The 17224-nt window shown below is 34.3% G+C and carries 14 protein-coding genes and 1 pseudogene; 6 read left to right on the top strand and 9 right to left on the bottom strand.

From position 1 onward, the window contains the following. Positions 1–669: 669 nt before the first annotated feature. On the bottom strand, positions 670–2862 hold the full coding sequence (locus F6K15_RS12470) for a hypothetical protein (RefSeq protein ID WP_293061207.1): 2193 nt from the start codon (positions 2860–2862) through the stop codon (positions 670–672). A 596-nt stretch (positions 2863–3458) separates the two neighbouring features. Here F6K15_RS12470 and F6K15_RS12465 point away from each other — a divergent pair. The 3 genes and pseudogenes from F6K15_RS12465 (at position 3459) to F6K15_RS38315 (ending at position 5347) form a co-directional block, all read left to right on the top strand. Further along, positions 3459–4592: pseudogene (locus F6K15_RS12465) on the top strand (transposase). Between the two features lie 252 nt (positions 4593–4844). Further along, a complete protein-coding gene (locus F6K15_RS12460; RefSeq protein WP_375341062.1) occupies positions 4845–5102 on the top strand; it encodes a hypothetical protein in 258 nt (85 codons plus the stop codon). Between the two features lie 29 nt (positions 5103–5131). Beyond that, positions 5132–5347 (top strand): zinc ribbon domain-containing protein, encoded by a 216-nt coding sequence (locus F6K15_RS38315; protein WP_363267874.1) that lies wholly within the window; start codon positions 5132–5134, stop codon positions 5345–5347. Positions 5348–5715: 368 nt separating this feature from the next. Here the strand turns inward: F6K15_RS38315 and F6K15_RS12455 are convergent, their stop codons facing one another. The 8 genes from F6K15_RS12455 to F6K15_RS12420 all read right to left on the bottom strand — a co-directional run bounded on the left by F6K15_RS12455 (position 5716) and on the right by F6K15_RS12420 (position 15083). Beyond that, positions 5716–6996 carry an NAD(P)/FAD-dependent oxidoreductase gene (locus F6K15_RS12455; protein ID WP_293061203.1) on the bottom strand — a complete coding sequence of 427 codons (1281 nt, stop codon included), beginning with the start codon at positions 6994–6996 and terminating at the stop codon, positions 5716–5718. A gap of 532 nt (positions 6997–7528) precedes the next feature. Then, a complete protein-coding gene (locus F6K15_RS12450) occupies positions 7529–8482 on the bottom strand; it encodes a glycosyltransferase family 2 protein (RefSeq protein ID WP_293061202.1) in 954 nt (317 codons plus the stop codon). 248 nt (positions 8483–8730) lie between these two features. Beyond that, positions 8731–8910, bottom strand: coding sequence for a hypothetical protein (locus F6K15_RS12445; protein ID WP_293061200.1), 180 nt, complete (start codon positions 8908–8910; stop codon positions 8731–8733). A gap of 340 nt (positions 8911–9250) precedes the next feature. Then, a complete protein-coding gene (locus tag F6K15_RS12440) occupies positions 9251–10144 on the bottom strand; it encodes an endonuclease NucS domain-containing protein (RefSeq protein WP_293061199.1) in 894 nt (297 codons plus the stop codon). Between the two features lie 599 nt (positions 10145–10743). Further along, positions 10744–10965 carry a DUF6737 family protein gene (locus F6K15_RS12435; protein ID WP_293061197.1) on the bottom strand — a complete coding sequence of 74 codons (222 nt, stop codon included), beginning with the start codon at positions 10963–10965 and terminating at the stop codon, positions 10744–10746. A gap of 100 nt (positions 10966–11065) precedes the next feature. Further along, positions 11066–11308: a hypothetical protein gene (locus F6K15_RS12430; protein ID WP_293061195.1), complete on the bottom strand. Its 243-nt coding sequence runs from the start codon at positions 11306–11308 to the stop codon at positions 11066–11068. A 705-nt stretch (positions 11309–12013) separates the two neighbouring features. Beyond that, a complete protein-coding gene (locus F6K15_RS12425; protein ID WP_293061193.1) occupies positions 12014–13123 on the bottom strand; it encodes a response regulator in 1110 nt (369 codons plus the stop codon). Further along, entirely contained in the window at positions 13101–15083 is a 1983-nt protein-coding gene (locus F6K15_RS12420) for a PAS domain-containing sensor histidine kinase (RefSeq protein ID WP_293061191.1), read from the bottom strand. Before F6K15_RS12420 ends, F6K15_RS12425 begins: the two co-directional genes overlap by 23 nt. 329 nt (positions 15084–15412) lie before the next feature. On the opposite strand from F6K15_RS12420, the gene F6K15_RS12415 reads away from it, so the two are divergent. From F6K15_RS12415 to F6K15_RS12405, 3 genes are all read left to right on the top strand, one after another. Then, a complete protein-coding gene (locus F6K15_RS12415) occupies positions 15413–15931 on the top strand; it encodes a hypothetical protein (RefSeq protein ID WP_293061190.1) in 519 nt (172 codons plus the stop codon). Between the two features lie 645 nt (positions 15932–16576). Next, complete coding sequence (locus F6K15_RS12410) at positions 16577–16771, top strand: DUF2949 domain-containing protein (RefSeq protein ID WP_287279590.1); 195 nt, start codon at positions 16577–16579, stop codon at positions 16769–16771. Positions 16772–16890: 119 nt separating this feature from the next. Next, positions 16891–17061, top strand: a complete 171-nt coding sequence (locus F6K15_RS12405; RefSeq protein ID WP_293061185.1) for a hypothetical protein — start codon at positions 16891–16893, stop codon at positions 17059–17061. The last annotated feature ends 163 nt before the right edge of the window (positions 17062–17224 follow it).

Genomic DNA, 17224 nt, shown 5'->3' with positions numbered 1-17224 from the left:
TCAAGGGTTTGATAATTAGCGACTTTAACTGTTTTTGTCTCTATCATTTGGGTTAATTTGTTCGTCTTTTGAGTCTAATTTTGATCATATCTATACCTATTTTAATTAGTTTTTTTCCGAAAGTCCAACTCTTAGACATCTCCGCAAAATCAATGAAATGATAGTGAGTCAAGGAATTGTGGGAATAGTCAAATAAGAATTCTCCCTAAATAGTTTCTATACTTAGGGCTTGCTGATTAATTATAAAAGGGCGTTGGTGAAGCGCGGGTATGATATTACAGCAGTTTTCTAGTTGATGAGGTACAAAGTTTTATTGCTTTAGGCAACAGCTCCGGAAAGCAACAGCTCATCTGGGAATATAGGAATAAATAGTCTTATAGCTGTACCTCACTATCCTCAAAAGTGCTGTAATCTTAATTACTTAGTCCTCAGTCCGAGGACTGAGGACTCACAACAGTTATTTATAAGTATTCAACCGAACATGATATTACTCCTACCTCCTGGCTCATTCCCCGTTCCTCCTGTCTCCTACAAAAAGACTTTCCATACGCAAACCCTACTTATGGAATTTCTTCTTTGTGGCTATTACAAAGTCCAAGCATCATGGAAAAACTAGCAAAGGCAGTCAAAACTATTTCTTCGGAGATTCCTTTTCCTATTCCCTGACTATTAATTAATAAATTGTAGTAACTCTAATTGATTAGCTAGAGCAACTCTCTCTACTAATTTTTGCCATTCTTTAAGTGAATTTGAACCTTCTCCCATGGGTTTAAAATAAGTAGGCCAAACTTGCGATCGCACTTCATATAAAAATACTGGCCATTCATTTTTTATTTCTTCTCCTCGTAATACTTGATCGACAAATTCTTCTACTGCTGCAAATACGGCTAATTTAGGTTCTGATGATAAATCTGCTAAGGCTTCTTGACATTTATATACTGTTTCTTGGTGCAATTGTTCTAAATTTTCTAGCACTTCTTCAGCAGTGGGTTTAGCAGATAATCGGAGGGAAGTATCGTCAGGAGTTAAATCATCTAAGTGTTGTCTAATTCGGTAATGAAAATTCACTTCATAAGACATTTCAAATTTCCATAAATTTTGGAATGCTCTGCGTAAACTTGGTTGTAAATCAGACACTTTATTCTGAGCAATAACTTGCAAAAATTCTGCTTCTCTAGCAGTAGTTAAACCTCCCATTTTTCCTTGTTCGGTTAATATTTTAGTTATTTGAGACTTGGCTTCATCAATTAATTGTTTTAAGCCATTATCGAGAGAATTAAAATGTCTAGTTAAATGAGTTCTAATTTTATGCAAATATTCTGCATAAACAATTTCCCAAGAACCTTTTTCCCGATGTCTAACTTTAATTTCTTGCAAATCAGGGATTCCTGCATCTTCTTTACAAACTTGAATTGCCACCTCTACTTGTGGCTTAAAAAAGTCTTCATCTACTAAATAACGTTGCTGCTTAAAATTATCCAGTAATTCCATTAACCCTACGGATAAATTACTCATCAACTGATTATATAAAGGTAGAAAAACTCCCATTTCATTTTGATTAGCAGTAGGACTTACTAAAGCTTGACGTGCCTTTTCTATCTCTGTATTTACAGTTTTTTGTAGCTCTATCATCCGCTCCTGACAAGAGGAGGCATATTGTCTATCTAAACTCTGAATTTTAGTAGCTAAATAATTTAAAACAGTATCTAATATTTTCATATTAGCTGCTTCTACATCGGCACAATTAGCAATAATACAATCCACTAAATTCAGATGTTTTTTACTCAGATATCCAGCCAAGTCTTGACAATTATTCAAATTATCACCATTAGCAGAATTAGCATTAGTTTGATTGAGAATCATAAAAGACCATAAATCTAAAGGCAAATCTATAATTGCTGCCCTAGCTGTGTCATAAAGCCGCACATCAACATCTGCCCAATAGTCACCTTTCGCGCTAGGCATTCTCACAAATAAAACAGCATCAATATCCTGACTTAATGTCTTAATTAATCGTTCTTCATCTCCTACTCCAGTATCGCCTAATCCCGGCATATCAACTAAAGCAATTTGCCCAACTTCATTATTAGGAAAAGGGCAAGTTATTTTCACTTCTTTTACTGCTAAATAATTGAAAAATATGCGCTGGCCGTCGGCAGTATCTTGAGCCACATATTCCCGAATTTCATTACTAGAAATACGCCTGGGTGGAGAATTTAATAACCCTACATATTTATCAATATTAGTATGATATCGAGTCAAATGTTCGTACATCGCACCCGGTTCCGCATATCCAGGCAAATTTTCCGGTAACGATGGCAAAGGTTTAGAAGCAAACTCAACTAAACTATTAGGTTTAACACCCAGATGTAGCTTTTCATAATAGGGAGCAATAACTTCATCGATAAACGACCGCTCCGAATGAAAATAAACCTCACCGAAAGTCGTAACATTAGGGTTGTGACGAATAGTACTACGAACGCCCGTACAATGTTGGCGATCGCCATCGGGAATTTCTGTGGCAGTCAACCCCGTTAAACTTTGCAAAAGGCGACTTTTTCCTTGTCTGGCACGACCCACCACCCCAATATTCAATGTATCGCGGGAAAAACGTACCTTCAGTTTTGCTAACGCTTCTAACTCTGTAGCAATTTTTAGTTGTAGCGCCAGAAAATCTATTTCCGCAAGTCTACCTTGAATTTTCCGGTCTTCTATTTGGGTAATTAATTTATTGCGTTGAGATTCAAGAGCGTGTAGTGCTGAGGTAAGTTCCCTCAAATTTTCCTCTGTGCGTTCAATTTTTTGAGCAAGGGGGCGACGTTTATCGATAATATCGCTAATAGTTTCACTTCTATTTCGCATGGCAGAATACCTCTATGAATATTTCAGCAGAATTAGAGGATGGTAATTTGGAGACTTCCAATATCCTTCTCTCTGAATTTAGCTACAAATTCTCTTCCCTGACTTCCGGTTAAATTTTAGTAATTAGTAATTGGGAATTAGCAGTTTGCAAATGGTAGTTAATTCTTATAGGACTTACGCACCTGCAACGCATTACCTTCATTGCGACCGATAGGATTTATCGTTAAATAAGACTGTGCCTGTAGAGGTTGTAGAAATTCAACCCACTTTAAAAAACTCATGCATGTATTGACTTGGGATTATTATATTATGCTGTTACCAGTGATGGCGAGTTTATAGAAGTACCTAAGTTTTTTAGGTTCTCTGAAGATAGATTATCTAAACTTCAGGTAAGATTATCCGGACTTACGCAAAGACACTATATGTAGCGTATGTCAAATAGAGCGATTGCTGACGCAAAGCTCCGCTAACGCCTGAATAAAAACATTATTATAACTAATATTAAATATAAGTTAATGTAATTAATTTTATCTCTATAATTATGTGGCTAATTGTAAATAAATTTTCCTCAAATACCTTGATTATTGTAGAATAATATTACTGTTAAGAGCGAGCTAACTGTCAGGAATTTTAACTATATTGATTATTGTCAATACTTGCTCAATTCTCATACAAATTATACTATCACGCTCTTTAGCAAATCACCTAGAAAAAATTAGCCATGATACGATTAATCGTTATTTAAGAACAGAATCTTTAAATTTCCTGCTGACTGCTGCGCAAACACAAGATTTATGGCAAAATGTCCAAAAATAGATTGTCCAAAATACAGAAGCATACCTGATTTTTGATGATACAGTAATTCAGAAAAAATATGCTAATAAAATTGATAGCGAAGCTCCTCTATTTGCGTTTGCGTAGCATCCCGTAGGGAAGCATTCCGAAGGAAAAGAGGCACTTGTACGACGACAATATAGTGGTATCGGTTCATCAAGTAATTCGAGGAATAGGAATAGTTAATTGTATTGATTTCAACCCCAAAACAGAGCAATTTTGGATACTAGATTATCGCATTTATGATCCAGATAGTGACAAAAAAACGTGAGTTAGACCATGTTGAAGACATGATATGTAATGTGGTAAATCAGAAAAAATTACTATTTCAAACTGTATTGATGGATAGTTGGTATGCAACAAAAAGATTAATGGCATTGATAGATAACTTAGAAAAAAATTATTATTGCCCTTTAAAAATTAATCGCGCCCGTAGATGACACTGGTGGTGCAGAAAAATACAAAAGTATTGCTAAATTAAGTTGGAATGAATCAGAAATAATATCAGGTAAAACAATAAAAATCAAAGGAATTCCTTTGAGTTCAAAAAGCCAAGTTATTCTGGGTTACTATTTCTGCCAATAGAACAGAATACATTGTCACTAATGATTTAAGTCAATCTTCTACAGATGATGTAGAATTCGAGTCGCAAACAAGATGGAAAATTGAAGAATTTCACGCCAGAATTAAGCAGTTAACAGGAATATAATTTTGTCAGTGTCGTAGGCGCAAAAATTCAAAAAAACAGAAAAGCTTGCGCTATGTTGGTCTGGAATCATTTGAAAAAAATAGCTTACATTCTAGGAAAAACTATTTATCAACTCAAACATCAATTATTATCTAAATATCTAGTATCCGAACTCAAATATCCTGCAATTAAAATGACGGCTATTTAAGTTTTTATCAATAGAGAAATGTTTGGCGTTGGCGGAGCAAGTGCGGCAGCTATATCGCTCTCTAAAAATTATAGCGACCGCTCAGCTTACCAGTAACTATATATAGTATCTTGGTATAAGTTATCATATTTTAGTTGTTTAGGCGATCGCTTCAAAAATTATAGCTATCGCTCTATTTGGCATACGCTATATATAGTGTCTTTGCGTAAGTCCTGATTATCTAAAAAAGACAAACATTCTCAATCTTGGAAAATTCTTAGACGTAAAATAGCTAAACTGCATCAGCTAATAGCCAGACAGCGTTTGGATTGGCAATTCAAGCTGGCTTATCATCTGTTTTCAGACGTAAGTGTAATATTCCTCGAAGACTTACAGATCGCAAACTTAGTTCGGCGCTGCAAAGCTAAATTAGGTGATAATGGTCAGTTTTTGCCCAATGGTCAATCAGCGAAGTCAGGATTAAATAAGTCTTTGCACGATGCAGCCACTATCAATTTCTTGATGTTCTAGAGTATGTAGGCTGGAAACTTGGCAAGAGAATCATCAAAGTAGACCCAAAAGGTACATCTCAACATTGTTGGGAGTGTCTAAACAGAGTGTCTAAGAGCCTGTCAGAGCGCTGGCATTCTTGCCCTAGATGTGGTCAAGAACTAGATAGAGACTATAACTCAGCCACCCCTCTAGCTCCCCTCCCGGGAGGGAGGGCTGTTTCATTCTCGCGAAAAACAGAGAAGGAGATAGATAGATGGGTATAACAGGAAAATTTTGGAAAAATAGTCAGGATTTCGGCCAAATTTATCAATTATCCTTGAAGGTAAATTAACGAATTTTTGTTATTTGACCTAATTTAGTCAGAGTAAACACGGATACTCCAACACTGAAAAAATCAGCAAAATTTGCCAAAATTTGCTAAATTTCCCTATGCCCCTATCCTCATTTCTCTCATTCTCCCTAAATCATTAACTTACGAGACTTTGAAACAGCCCTGCTCCCGGGAGGGGATGGGGGTGGGTTGGATTGTTATCAACACAGGGGGAGGACATCACCTCTGTTAAAACAGCGGTCAGGGTTTCCCTGGCTGAAGAATCCCGCGTTGTCCCGTAAGAGCAACGTCGGGAGTATGTCAATTCTGCATTGATTGTCTGACTCGATTAATCCAGCCTTGACCTCGTTTGAGCACTTCAGAATATGGAAGTTCACTCTCCATGATCAATTCCATTGGCAGAGGATTTGTCAGCAATGGAAACCAAGGTCTTAGCTTCTTACCAACGGTCAGGCGGAAAATGAATTCTAACATCATAGGTTTTGAGCGGGGAAAGGTATAATCTGACAGCTCTCGCAAGGCATGAATATCTGATAGTCGCTCGGCTGTAAAAGCTGGAAGCGCTTCTTCCCATTTATCCTCATACCGATCTAAACATTGAGCAAACACCTGCACATCTTGTAGTGAAGCATTACATCCTTGTCCAATGGATGGAGAAACTGCATGGACAGCATCTCCAACAAGCAAAATGCGATCGCCAACGTGCATCCGGTCGCACTTCACGGTCATAATTTTTGATACAGGTCGTTGCCGGAGGACAGCAGCATCTTCTAACCGCATTAAAGGTTTGAGAAATGGGATATTCTCTTGAAAATAGGTTAAAACTGCTTCATCAGTAGTGCAATTTTCCAGGGGATTATTATCTGGGGGAAAGATCAGCGTTCCATGAAGCCAGTCGTCAGGTTGAGGAGCCATAACCAATCGAATTCCTTTGCCCAAAGTTGAGCTGTGAATGTAGTTTCCTGCCAGCTCTATTGTTTGATCTGGGGCAATTCTGGGAACGTGCAATGATTTGTATACATCTGGGATAAAATTATGTTGACAGTGGATATCCGATCTAGCACTCAATACCTCCCGTACCTGAGAACCCACTCCATCTGCTCCCACCAGACGGTCATATTTAGTTGTAAACTTTTCTCCATTGTCGGACTGGAGGATCGCCTCCTGACTTTCTAGATTAATGCCAACGCAGGAACAATCAAATTTGACCTTCACCAAATCCCTACTATGCTTCTCTAGCAGATGTTCCAATAGCACCAAATTAAGTTGATTGCGGTCAATAAGTAGTGAAGGCATCTTTCGGTTAATCCTACGAGGTTTGCCCTGCTGGCGATGAATTAAAACTCCTTGAGACCAAACTCCTTTTTTTGCTAAAGCTACTTTCAACCCAAAAATCTGATCGATAGCATTTAAGCCCCGTGACTGTATAGCAATTGGGAAGGTACGCTGATTTGATTGTTCTGCCAATCGAGGATCGAGCCGACGCTCATAAATCTCAACCTGGTAATCTCTTCGACTGAGTAGATAGTGGGCTAGCAATAATCCTACTGGGCCAGCTCCAATAATTATAATCTTCTGCATTTACAAGTTTCCTTTTAGCCAGACTACACCGAAAAACTTTGTGTTATTCACACGTCGATAGTTTTGTTGAAGTATTCTGTTTGTTTACTGATTCATTATCTTTAAATTAGTAAAGATGTTCCAGTTCCCGAGCATTCATAGCTCAATTTACCAAGGTCTAATAATAACAATTTTTTAGGGATATTTCATAGAAAATCCCTACTTACTTCCTTGTTGGTAAGCGCCCTGTCACTATAGAATACCTGCAAATTAAGGCTATAAATAATTGCATTAAACCTTTTCGCGATTTGCTTTTTTCTTTCCCCATTACCAATTACTAATTACCGAAAAATTGTGGTTTAAAGCCTCCCCTTTTAAGGGGATAATAAGCGGTCGAGGGATGGCGATCTTCGGAGCTGCTCTGTCACTCTTCGGGTCTCGGAGCCATATCCATGAGACCAAGAGAAGAAAAAATTTCATAATTAGTCAATCCTCTCCTTGAAAAGAAGAGGTAATTATTAATTATTAATTATTAATTATTAATTTTTGAACATTATCCATCAGTAATTTTCTGCATTTTATTCTTAGATAACTGACGACTAACAGAAGAAACTGCCCTCACAGGAATCTCTGTTAATTGAGCTAAAATTAGATTCCAGAGATAGCCATATTGAGGATTATTTTTCAGTAATAAAAGTTCGGCAAATACATAAAATCTTTTACTTCTTTTATATTCAGGAGGATTATCTTCAATCCTAATTTGTTCTGGTTTAGGCAATTTATGACCGATAATTTTTCCTTGCTCATAATACTTTGCTTGAATAGAAAGTCCTAATAATCTATCCAAACACCAAAAAGGAAAATATTTAAAGGGTCCTGACAAAATCATCGCATCTCTAATATCTGCTAAAGTTGCTTGTACTATTTCATTTTTCCATACCTTTTTATCAAAGTTTTCTGTATGCCATCCTTGATGATCTTTTCTTTTCCCTAACAGACACAAGGGATTGAATTTATTATGCAAAGGAGCTATGGGTATTTCTACCATATAGTTTGGTTGATTTTGTAAGTTTTGGTCTCCTGTTCTTACACCACAAGTATTCATTTCATCAATATTAAATATTGATTCCCATGGAGATTTTAAACTAGCCTCATCACCGTATTTTACATCTTTTCTATTAAGCCTTAAAACCCAACTATCAGGATATTTAGTAAAATATTGTCTGGTTATTTCTGCAATATCTGGATGCAAAAGCTCATCACAATTTACTGTTAAAATATATTTCCCTGAAGCATTTACTAACCCAGTCATTCTTTGAATTATTTCTCCGCGAAATGAACTATTTATTTGTTGCATTCGGGGGTCGCTAATTGGCAGTTTTTTCATTCCTGGGGGGTGGGATAAAATTAATTCCACATCTCCATTTATTTTTAAAAGGGTTTCGATCCAATATTCAGGAAGACCTTCTCTTGTGGGTACTACAATTGATAATATTGGCTGGGTCATTTTTATGTATATTAGCTAAATTTTAGCTACATTATATCAAATTTTTTTATCGTCAGCCAATAATTTAATTTTGGGGTAATTTTACAGAAATTTTATAGCAAATATTGAAGAAGAAAGAAGAAAAAAGTGGATTGGGCAACTTTTACGTATCCCCTCCGCGTCTACAAATTCTCACCAAATTGTAAAAATCCTGTAGACGGTAGGATATTAAACCAATAAAGATAAATAGAACTTTATCTAAATTATATTTAAAGTCTCGAACGCCATTTTTCTAATGCTAAATCAATTAATGAGTCTAGAGATTTATAACAATCTAAAACTTCTGTTCTGAATTCTTCTCCTATTCTTGCTTCCCATAGTTTTTTATAATGTTTAAATAGCTCCATATCTTCACAGGTGAGAGGTTTTTGGTTTTTGGGATATTTCATAATTCTAAGAACTGCTTTAATATATTTTTCCCTCATATTTTTGCTTATCGGTAACGAAAAGTAGTATCTACGATTACCAATATCAATAGAAAACTGAGAATAATTACCGAATAATTAATAATTAATAATTAAATAATTCAGGTTTAAAACCGACCCTTTTAAGGGGAAAAAAAGCGGTCGTTTTGCTACGCAACATGTAAAGCGCAGCTTCCCGTAGGGTGGGATGGCTCCGAAACCTGCGCCATATCCAATCGACCAAGAAAAGACAATATTCCTTATATTCAATTCCGTAGCGGTTCTAACCAGAGGTAATTATCCATTATCCATTATCCATTATCCATTAATGAACTCCTATTTCAATTGCTTCTATTAATTTTTGCATACTCCTTTTATGCCGATTTATTTCTGCTCCTACTCCACTGGATACATAACCCTCAATCAAAGCTTTATCTTGCCAATCTGTCCAAATTCTAGCTCTGCCAATTCTTGAACTTTCACCTCCTTTATATGGTATCCAGAGAAATATTATTAATTCGCCTTTATCCAGGAAAAATTCAGCACAAAATTTACTACTTTTCCCACTACCAATTCCATATTTAATACTTCCAGCAGAAGAAAATTCTCGCATCCTACTGTCAAACTTCAGAATTTTCTGTCGGACTCTAAATATTTCTTCTTGTTTTTGAACATCTAAATTATTTACAACTTTCAAAAGTGCTGTGGGTGGGGTTGGTAAATCTAAATCATTTTCTAGCTCCTGATAGGGAATAATTGCCTTTGAAATCTCCCCATTATCAATATCTTTCACACAAAAATAAAAGTTATCCTCATCTTGAATAACAGAAAACTTTAAAAACTTAAAATCAAGAGTGTGATATTTTCGATCTGTAAAATTATCCCGATGAAAATTAGGAGTAATTGCTACTAATCTCACAGGTTGCTGATAATCAACTTTTTCACTAAAAGGTTTCTCATCTAACAAAGCATCATAATAACGAGTCAACTGTTGAACAATTCCCCTATCCTCAACATTTTTTAACTCCAACACCACTAATTTTTCCTGACTATCAACAGCCAAAATATCGCACCTTTGACTATTAACGATATATTGTCTGTCTAAGACCTTCAAATCTAGTAAAATTTCTAAATTTTCATAAAGAAAATCTTCTAAAATTTCTTCACTGACAAATTCCCACCCAGAACCACTCTTGATTAAAGATGCGTTACTGAACATATAAAAAAATTAGCCTTAACTTAACAATTGAAGTAACAAAGTTTCTGTCGTCTAAGTAGCGCGCCCACAACAAAAAATCATAATCTTCTGTCGAAATAACAGCAGTTCATTAATTGATAATGGATAATGGATAATTGATAATTACCTCTGGTTAAAACCGCTACGGAATTGAATATCAGGAGATATTATTTCTTTTCTTGGTCGATTGGATATGGCGCAGGTTTCGGAGCCATCCCACCCTACGGGAAGCTGCGCTTTACATGTTGCGTAGCAAAACGACCGCTTTTTTCCCCTTAAAAGGGTCGGCTTCAAGGCGCGAATTATTAATAATTAATTATTAATTATTAATAATTCGGTAAAACTAATGCTAAAGCCACAGCTTCCTAACCATTAGAACCTCTCATTTTTATCTTTTATGTGACGGTTTTAATAGCCCAAAATCAACGGGGGTGCTTAAAATTGTTTGGGGTTATAAGAAACGAAGTGGCTAGTCGTTGACTATCCTCATGCTATTTTCCCTTCTGCATTCTGCCTTCTTCAATTAATATAAATTTTCCTACCTAATTATGTTTAATTTATGGCTCTAAAAATTATTTTTATCACATTCTTGATTCTGTCATTAATTTCGGCCAAATTACCAGGAAAAATCCCATCCAAGTTAATATAGGAATAGAAATAATAACTGTTAACCAAACAATTCTAAATAAGAACCAACTACCACTAACAATAGTTATTCCTGTCAACAATATTGACCAAGGTTGACACCACCATGGTTTGTAATTCCAGGGATTAAACTTTTCTGGTTCAATTGAATTTTTCATAAATACAATAGACGAATAATAAGGAACACAAAAGATGAAATAAACTTGCCAAAAATAACAAGGATAAAGTTTTTTTATTAGTAATCAATCAAACTCAAGCTTAATTAGAATTTAAGCGTTTGGTAATTTGTTTAATTATGCCACTGAGAATTGCACCTCCCATTAAAATTCCGATAGCTGGGGTAAATACTGGTTCCCATAATCTATGCCAAAGATCGAGACCTAAAGCAACTCCAGAATAACGACCAATCACAGCGATCGCGAACCAAGCAAAAGCAATTATTACTAGAAATACGTCTGCCACTAAAAATGTATCTAACCAGTTGAGTAATTTTTCTTTCATTGTTAGTAATTTTTCATTAATATTTTAAATTATTATACTATAATTAGGTAAGCAACATTATCTATATATTTATATTCATATCAAATTAATATGAAGTTGCATAGAATAATATTTTAATCAGAGTTGAGTGTAGATCGAGATAGACAAGTTAATAAATTTCATAATTCCGTGCCACCTAATCCTAATACCTAATACTATATTCTCAAAAACTTTTCTACATTTTCTTGAGCCTAGGAGTGGGGGAGTGGGGGAGTAGGGGAGAATTTAACAATTAATAATTAACATTAATTTAACTACAATTAGCAAAAAAATATTCTGTTTGTGTTGATTACTTAATAACTGAAGTGTTACTTAAATATAGCATTAATGTATGGGAATTGGTATAACACTTAATTCTGTGCAACCTCACATCAAACTGGTATCAGCTACATTTTCTGTTCTCTATTTTAAGCCGTTATACCAATTATTATGTATGAATTTCACAAAAATAAAATAAAAATTTGATTCCTAAAAAGGAACTATCCTAACTATTTTCTACTGATTTCTATTATTTTTCCTTTTTGATATTCTTGATTCCTGATTCCAACTTCAGTTTTTCCTTTTTTCTTTCCTTTACTAATATCACATTGCTCGATAAAATTGGTTTTATAAATTTAAAATATAAACTATGAATATCAAATTAGTAGTTAGAAATTAACTCATAATTTAACAGCCTTTTTCTGTTCCCTTTGTAGGGATAAAAACAGTTACAGTAGTTTGTTGTAAAGGAAGACTTTGGATCGTTAACTTGCCATTATGTAATTCAGCAATTTGTTTAGCAATAGTGAGACCTAAGCCCGATCCTTGTTGCTCATATATTTTACGATTAAATTGTTTATAAGCTCCGATATTAGAAATTTCATTAGCACTCATCCCTTTACCAAAATTTATAAAATCAACAGCAAAAACATGATGGTCTAATCTACCTATTACCTTAACTTTTGTGCCGAAAGAAGAAAATTTAAAGGCATTGTCTAACAATTCATCTACAATTTTTATAAAGTTAGCTTCAGAAATTTTTAAATGAGTATTTTCTGATGTGAGATCTAAGTCTTTTAAACGATTAAAACTTTTTGCTTTTTCAATAGCAACCTCTCTAATTATTGACTTAGGATTACTAAGAGAACCTGTTGTAAATAATTTTAATCTATCTCGATCTCGTGATAATAGTTCTAAATCTGCATATAGTAAAAAATTCTGGATTATTCTATATAAACGGTGGGCAGAAATGTGAATATTTTCTACCATTTCTAAAATTTCATCGTTTTCTAATTCTTGAAACTCTTCAATAATAAAACTGGCAGAACCAATAATTCCATTGAGTGGAGTGCGTAGTTCGTGAGGTAGAGATAAAGTTATACTACTTCTTAATTCATCTAGTTGTTCTTGAGTTTTTCTTTCAATAGTTCCTTGTTTTTCTAATCTGGTATTAATTGCGTTCATTAATTCATCTCTGGTAAAAGGTTTTGTCAAGTAATCGTCAGCTCCTAACTCCATTCCCTCTCTTAAATCAGCTTTTGTGGATTTTGCAGTCAGAAAAATAAATGGAATTGCTTCTGTTACTAAATTTTTCCGTAATAATTTTAATACTTTATAACCATCAAGTTCTGGCATCATTACATCACAAATAATTAAATCTGGAACAATTTCTAGAGCTTTTTCTACTCCTAGAGTACCATTCTCTGCCCCTATTACTATAAAATTTTCTGCTTCTAAGACATCAGTAATTATTTCTAAAATTACTCGTTCATCTTCAATCACTAGAATTTTTTTCATCTATATTTTCCTTTTCTAAATTCAACGGTAATATGACAGTAAATGTAGTTCCTACCCCTACTTCACTTTCGACAAAAATTTGACCTCTATGTAAATCTACAAAATTTTTGACAATAGTAAGTCCTAACCCTGTACCAGAAATATTAATAGCATTTTGAGCGCGGTAGAAAGAGTCAAATAAATATTTTTGTTCTGCTGCTGGAATTCCCATACCCTCATCTTGAATTTGAAAAATTGCATAGTTATTTAAGTAAGAAAGTTTGAGGAAAATATGACTACCTTGGGGCGAATATTTAACTGCATTACAAAGTAAATTGGATAGAATATGTCGCAACAATTTTTCATCTATTAAAACCAATTCAAATATTTGTCCCCTAGATTCATTTTGTGATTCTGGTGGAGGATTATAGATAGCATCATTTTGCTTTTGTTCTTGCTGAATTGAATCTAGCTGAATTATATTTAAAATACTTATATTAATCCCATTTTTATCGGAAATTTTTGTTGTTAATTCTTGAGCTGCAAGCAGCATAAAATCAACGTAATGTTGACTACCAATACTGAGTTTAATATCTTCTATGACATCTCGACAGAAATTTTCCAAATCTAATGGTACCGGGTTAAAATCAAAATTACCTGATTCTTTCTTACCTATAACTAATATATCATTAAGTAACTCTGTCATATGTTGAGTTGTCGCTTGTATACGACGCAGATAAGTCAGTTTTTTTTCTTCATTCCATTTATGACTATAGTGTTCTAATGCTTCTGCCGAAGCTAATATAGTAGTTAAAGGAGTACGGAACTCATGGGATGCCATGGAAATAAATTGAGATTTAAGTTGATTCAATTCTTTTTCTATTTCTAGTGCTTTCTTTCTTTCTGTTTCTGCCAACTTGCGCTCTGTAATATCTTCAATATCACCTTCATAAGCAATCAAATTACCTTCTGGGTCACGCACTGCTCTTGCATTCTCAGAAACCCAGATGACACTCCCATCAGCACGATAAGCTTGATACTCAAACTTTAATACACTTCCATCCCTACTAATTAAATCAATAAATTCATCTCTAGAGTTAGGGTTAACATAGATTTGTTTGCCTATATCAGTAACTTTTGCCATCATGTCCTCTGGCGAGTCATAACCAAATATCTCGGCTAAAGTAGGATTACCATCAAGGTAATGTCCATCTGGTGTAGACTGAAAAATACCTTCAACTGAATTCTCAAAAATGCTACGATATTTAGCCTCAGTTGAATTTAGTTTTTGATATGCTGCTTCTAATTGTAATCTAGTATTAAACTCAGTTTTTTGCAAAGATTCATATAAATATACAGAAATATCACAAATTAAACATACCCAGAAAATGCCAAGACACATCTTCATAAAATTCCAATTTAAGGGTCCTACATCCAAACCAAGAATCTTATTGACACCGAAGTAATAGCCTAATATAGTAATCTGGGATATTAGGTGTAAAAACCATCTAACCGGAATTAAAGTTGCCTGAGAAAAGAAAGTCAACATCCAGACAAAAAACTCAGGATTAACATTTCTTGTAACTGTATCTGAAATTTGCTCGATCATAGTCACAGACCAAGAAAAGCAGAGAAATATTAGACCAAGATGACGACTACCCCAAGCAGTTCGTAGTATAAATATACAACCAAGTAGGGTGAAATGTACTAAAATTCTGGCAATTTCCCACTCTTCTAAACGAGGGTATTTATCTAGTATGAAGAAGATTAAACTGAGTATACTTCTACTCAAGAAAAAGAAAAAAGCTAGCCACAATGTTAAATTTAGTCGAGCCATCAAAAAACGATGTTGCCACCGTGAATATGAAACATTTGTTAAGTCTCTGCTATTTTCAGAAGTAGGGTTAGCACTATCCAAATAGCTCAGTATTTTCTCAATAGGGGATAGTCTCTGTAGTTTTTTCAGCCATCCATTTAGCATAGCTAATTAGATTGAAACATCATAATTTAAGTCATAGACTTCGTACATCAGAATATTGTAATATAGCTGTCCTAAATAAGTTTTGAATAAATCTTAGTTATCTAAATACTGAGAGTGACTTCTCTTGATATGTAGCTAATGTTCAGATTCTATCTAGGATGGCTATAGTAGGTTAAATATAAGCTAACTACAATTTTTTTTCACTCGTCATTAACAATAATTTAGGGCAGGCAAAAATTATTAATTATTTACAGCTACCTGGGTCTAAAATGGTATGATTATTTTTACTGTATATTAGTTATATTTATACCTAAATTGTTAGTCAAATTATGGTTAGTTATACCTTGCCTCAAAATCCAGATACGATTATAACTGTTAGGGGGAAAGATTCACCCCGGGCCCGTCAGAAAGCTATGGATAAGCTTGTGGAAATGATGGACTCTGGTGAAATACTGACAGAATTAGAAAATGGATTTAGTCCGGAGCAATTTATTGAGGTCAAAGAGTCAAAAGAATCAAAGGAAATTGCCTCTGAGGAAGAAGAAGCTGTTGCCCAAGCAGTACAAATACTTAGTGATCTAGCAGCGCTGAAGATTAAGGTTGTAGAATCGAGAGAAGAAGCACTAAAGATTCGTTCTGCAATTGAGGTACTATTCACAGATGAAGCTGTCACTGTTGAAGAAATTTCTAATCTTAAAGATGGTTTTAAGGTGTTGAAAACTTTTGCTGTGGCTAATTTGCGTTATAGAGAAGCAAGAGAGAAAGCAGAAGAAGCTCGTATTATCTTAGACCAAGCGCTAAAATCTGACGAATCAGAAATCAAGCAGTCTCCTAAACCGGATAAATAAGTTTTCTGGTATCAAATAGACTTTGATGGGCAATTAACTATAGCAAAGAAAGGATTGGTTAGGATATCTATTGATAATGAATCTTAGATAAGAAAGGTTTTTCTCACTATTTTCTATCTATGCATATCTACTACAATATCTAGATATAAGTAATCAAAGCTATTATTGCCTAAATCAGTAATATTGCTGAGGGTGATGTAATTATAGTTTCCTGTAATAAATTTATAAAATCCCTACATCATCCCACAAGTCAGACAGTATTGTGAAACTTTAAATCAGAGAATATCGGATAGTGAGTATATACTCATTTTGTCAGATATTTACTTTATATATGCTACTCATAAAAAAAAGCATATTTTTCATCTATATTGATTGATAATTAAATTAATAACTATTTATAGAGGTTGAAATGTATCAATGTTTCATCAAAAATGCTCAAGAGTGACCAACTTTTAGAACTAGAGTTTAGTGTTCTAGACAACAAAATTGTGATCTGCATCATTACAAAAATTGAGAGATGTCACATCATTAAAAGATGTGAGTCATTGAAGCTTACCTAATAATAATTGATACTAGGTATCGTGGTTATCAAATAAAACCGATTTAAAATTTTTTTAATATACTATCTGGAGAACACTTTTAATCATGTCTACAAAACAAGCTCAGTTAATCAAATTTTTGAAGTGGGAATTGTCCATCTCTGATTCAGCGATCGCCATTGCTTTACGACACAAGGAAGAAGACCCTAATCAATTACCGATGATACTTTGGCAATACGGTCTTGTCACATTGAAGCAGTTAGATCAAATATTCGACTGGTTACAAATGGCCCACATTTAATCGACTACAATTTCCTGAATTATCTAGGTCATACATATCTTACCCTGGTAATACAAGTGAAGTAATATTTAAGGAGGTATGAATTGGGTTTTAAACCAAGAAAAATCATAAAAATCAAATTGAATCAAAACTTTGAATTAAACAAGGGAGTATCTCAGTTAGCTTTTTCAGCAAGATTACTCTCTTTTTTTTATGGAATAATAAACAGGGAAAATTATATAGCAGAAGGAAGAAGGAAGAAGGAAGAAGGAAGAAGGAAGAATAAAAATCTTGCGTTGTCTGACTTTTGATATATCTGTGTCTTTTGCTTCAAGTTCTATAAATCTTTTTTATCTCAATGTTGGTTGAAGACCCGTGCTCTCCCGCAGGGGAGCGTCGGGATGAAAACCAATCAATGTTGTGGTTTCACATATAATATGCTACAATGTAAATATTGACAAATAAACAGTAGTA

The organism is Okeania sp. SIO2B3 (assembly GCF_010672525.1).
Classification (GTDB): domain Bacteria; phylum Cyanobacteriota; class Cyanobacteriia; order Cyanobacteriales; family Microcoleaceae; genus Okeania.
The sequence above is the reverse complement of the archived record's forward strand: the minus strand, read 5'-3'. Positions and strand labels throughout refer to the sequence as shown.

Excerpts from the sequence above, each read along its gene's own strand:
- F6K15_RS12470 (WP_293061207.1), bottom strand. The coding sequence starts at position 2,862 with ATGCGAAATAGAAGTGAAACTATTAGCGATATTATCGATAAACGTCGC.
- F6K15_RS12455 (WP_293061203.1), bottom strand. The coding sequence starts at position 6,996 with ATGCAGAAGATTATAATTATTGGAGCTGGCCCAGTAGGATTATTGCTA.
- F6K15_RS12450 (WP_293061202.1), bottom strand. The coding sequence starts at position 8,482 with ATGACCCAGCCAATATTATCAATTGTAGTACCCACAAGAGAAGGTCTT.
- F6K15_RS12445 (WP_293061200.1), bottom strand. The coding sequence starts at position 8,910 with ATGAAATATCCCAAAAACCAAAAACCTCTCACCTGTGAAGATATGGAG.
- F6K15_RS12440 (WP_293061199.1), bottom strand. The coding sequence starts at position 10,144 with ATGTTCAGTAACGCATCTTTAATCAAGAGTGGTTCTGGGTGGGAATTT.
- F6K15_RS12435 (WP_293061197.1), bottom strand. The coding sequence starts at position 10,965 with ATGAAAAATTCAATTGAACCAGAAAAGTTTAATCCCTGGAATTACAAA.
- F6K15_RS12430 (WP_293061195.1), bottom strand. The coding sequence starts at position 11,308 with ATGAAAGAAAAATTACTCAACTGGTTAGATACATTTTTAGTGGCAGAC.
- F6K15_RS12425 (WP_293061193.1), bottom strand. The coding sequence starts at position 13,123 with ATGAAAAAAATTCTAGTGATTGAAGATGAACGAGTAATTTTAGAAATA.
- F6K15_RS12420 (WP_293061191.1), bottom strand. The coding sequence starts at position 15,083 with ATGCTAAATGGATGGCTGAAAAAACTACAGAGACTATCCCCTATTGAG.
- F6K15_RS12415 (WP_293061190.1), top strand. The coding sequence starts at position 15,413 with ATGGTTAGTTATACCTTGCCTCAAAATCCAGATACGATTATAACTGTT.
- F6K15_RS12410 (WP_287279590.1), top strand. The coding sequence starts at position 16,577 with ATGTCTACAAAACAAGCTCAGTTAATCAAATTTTTGAAGTGGGAATTG.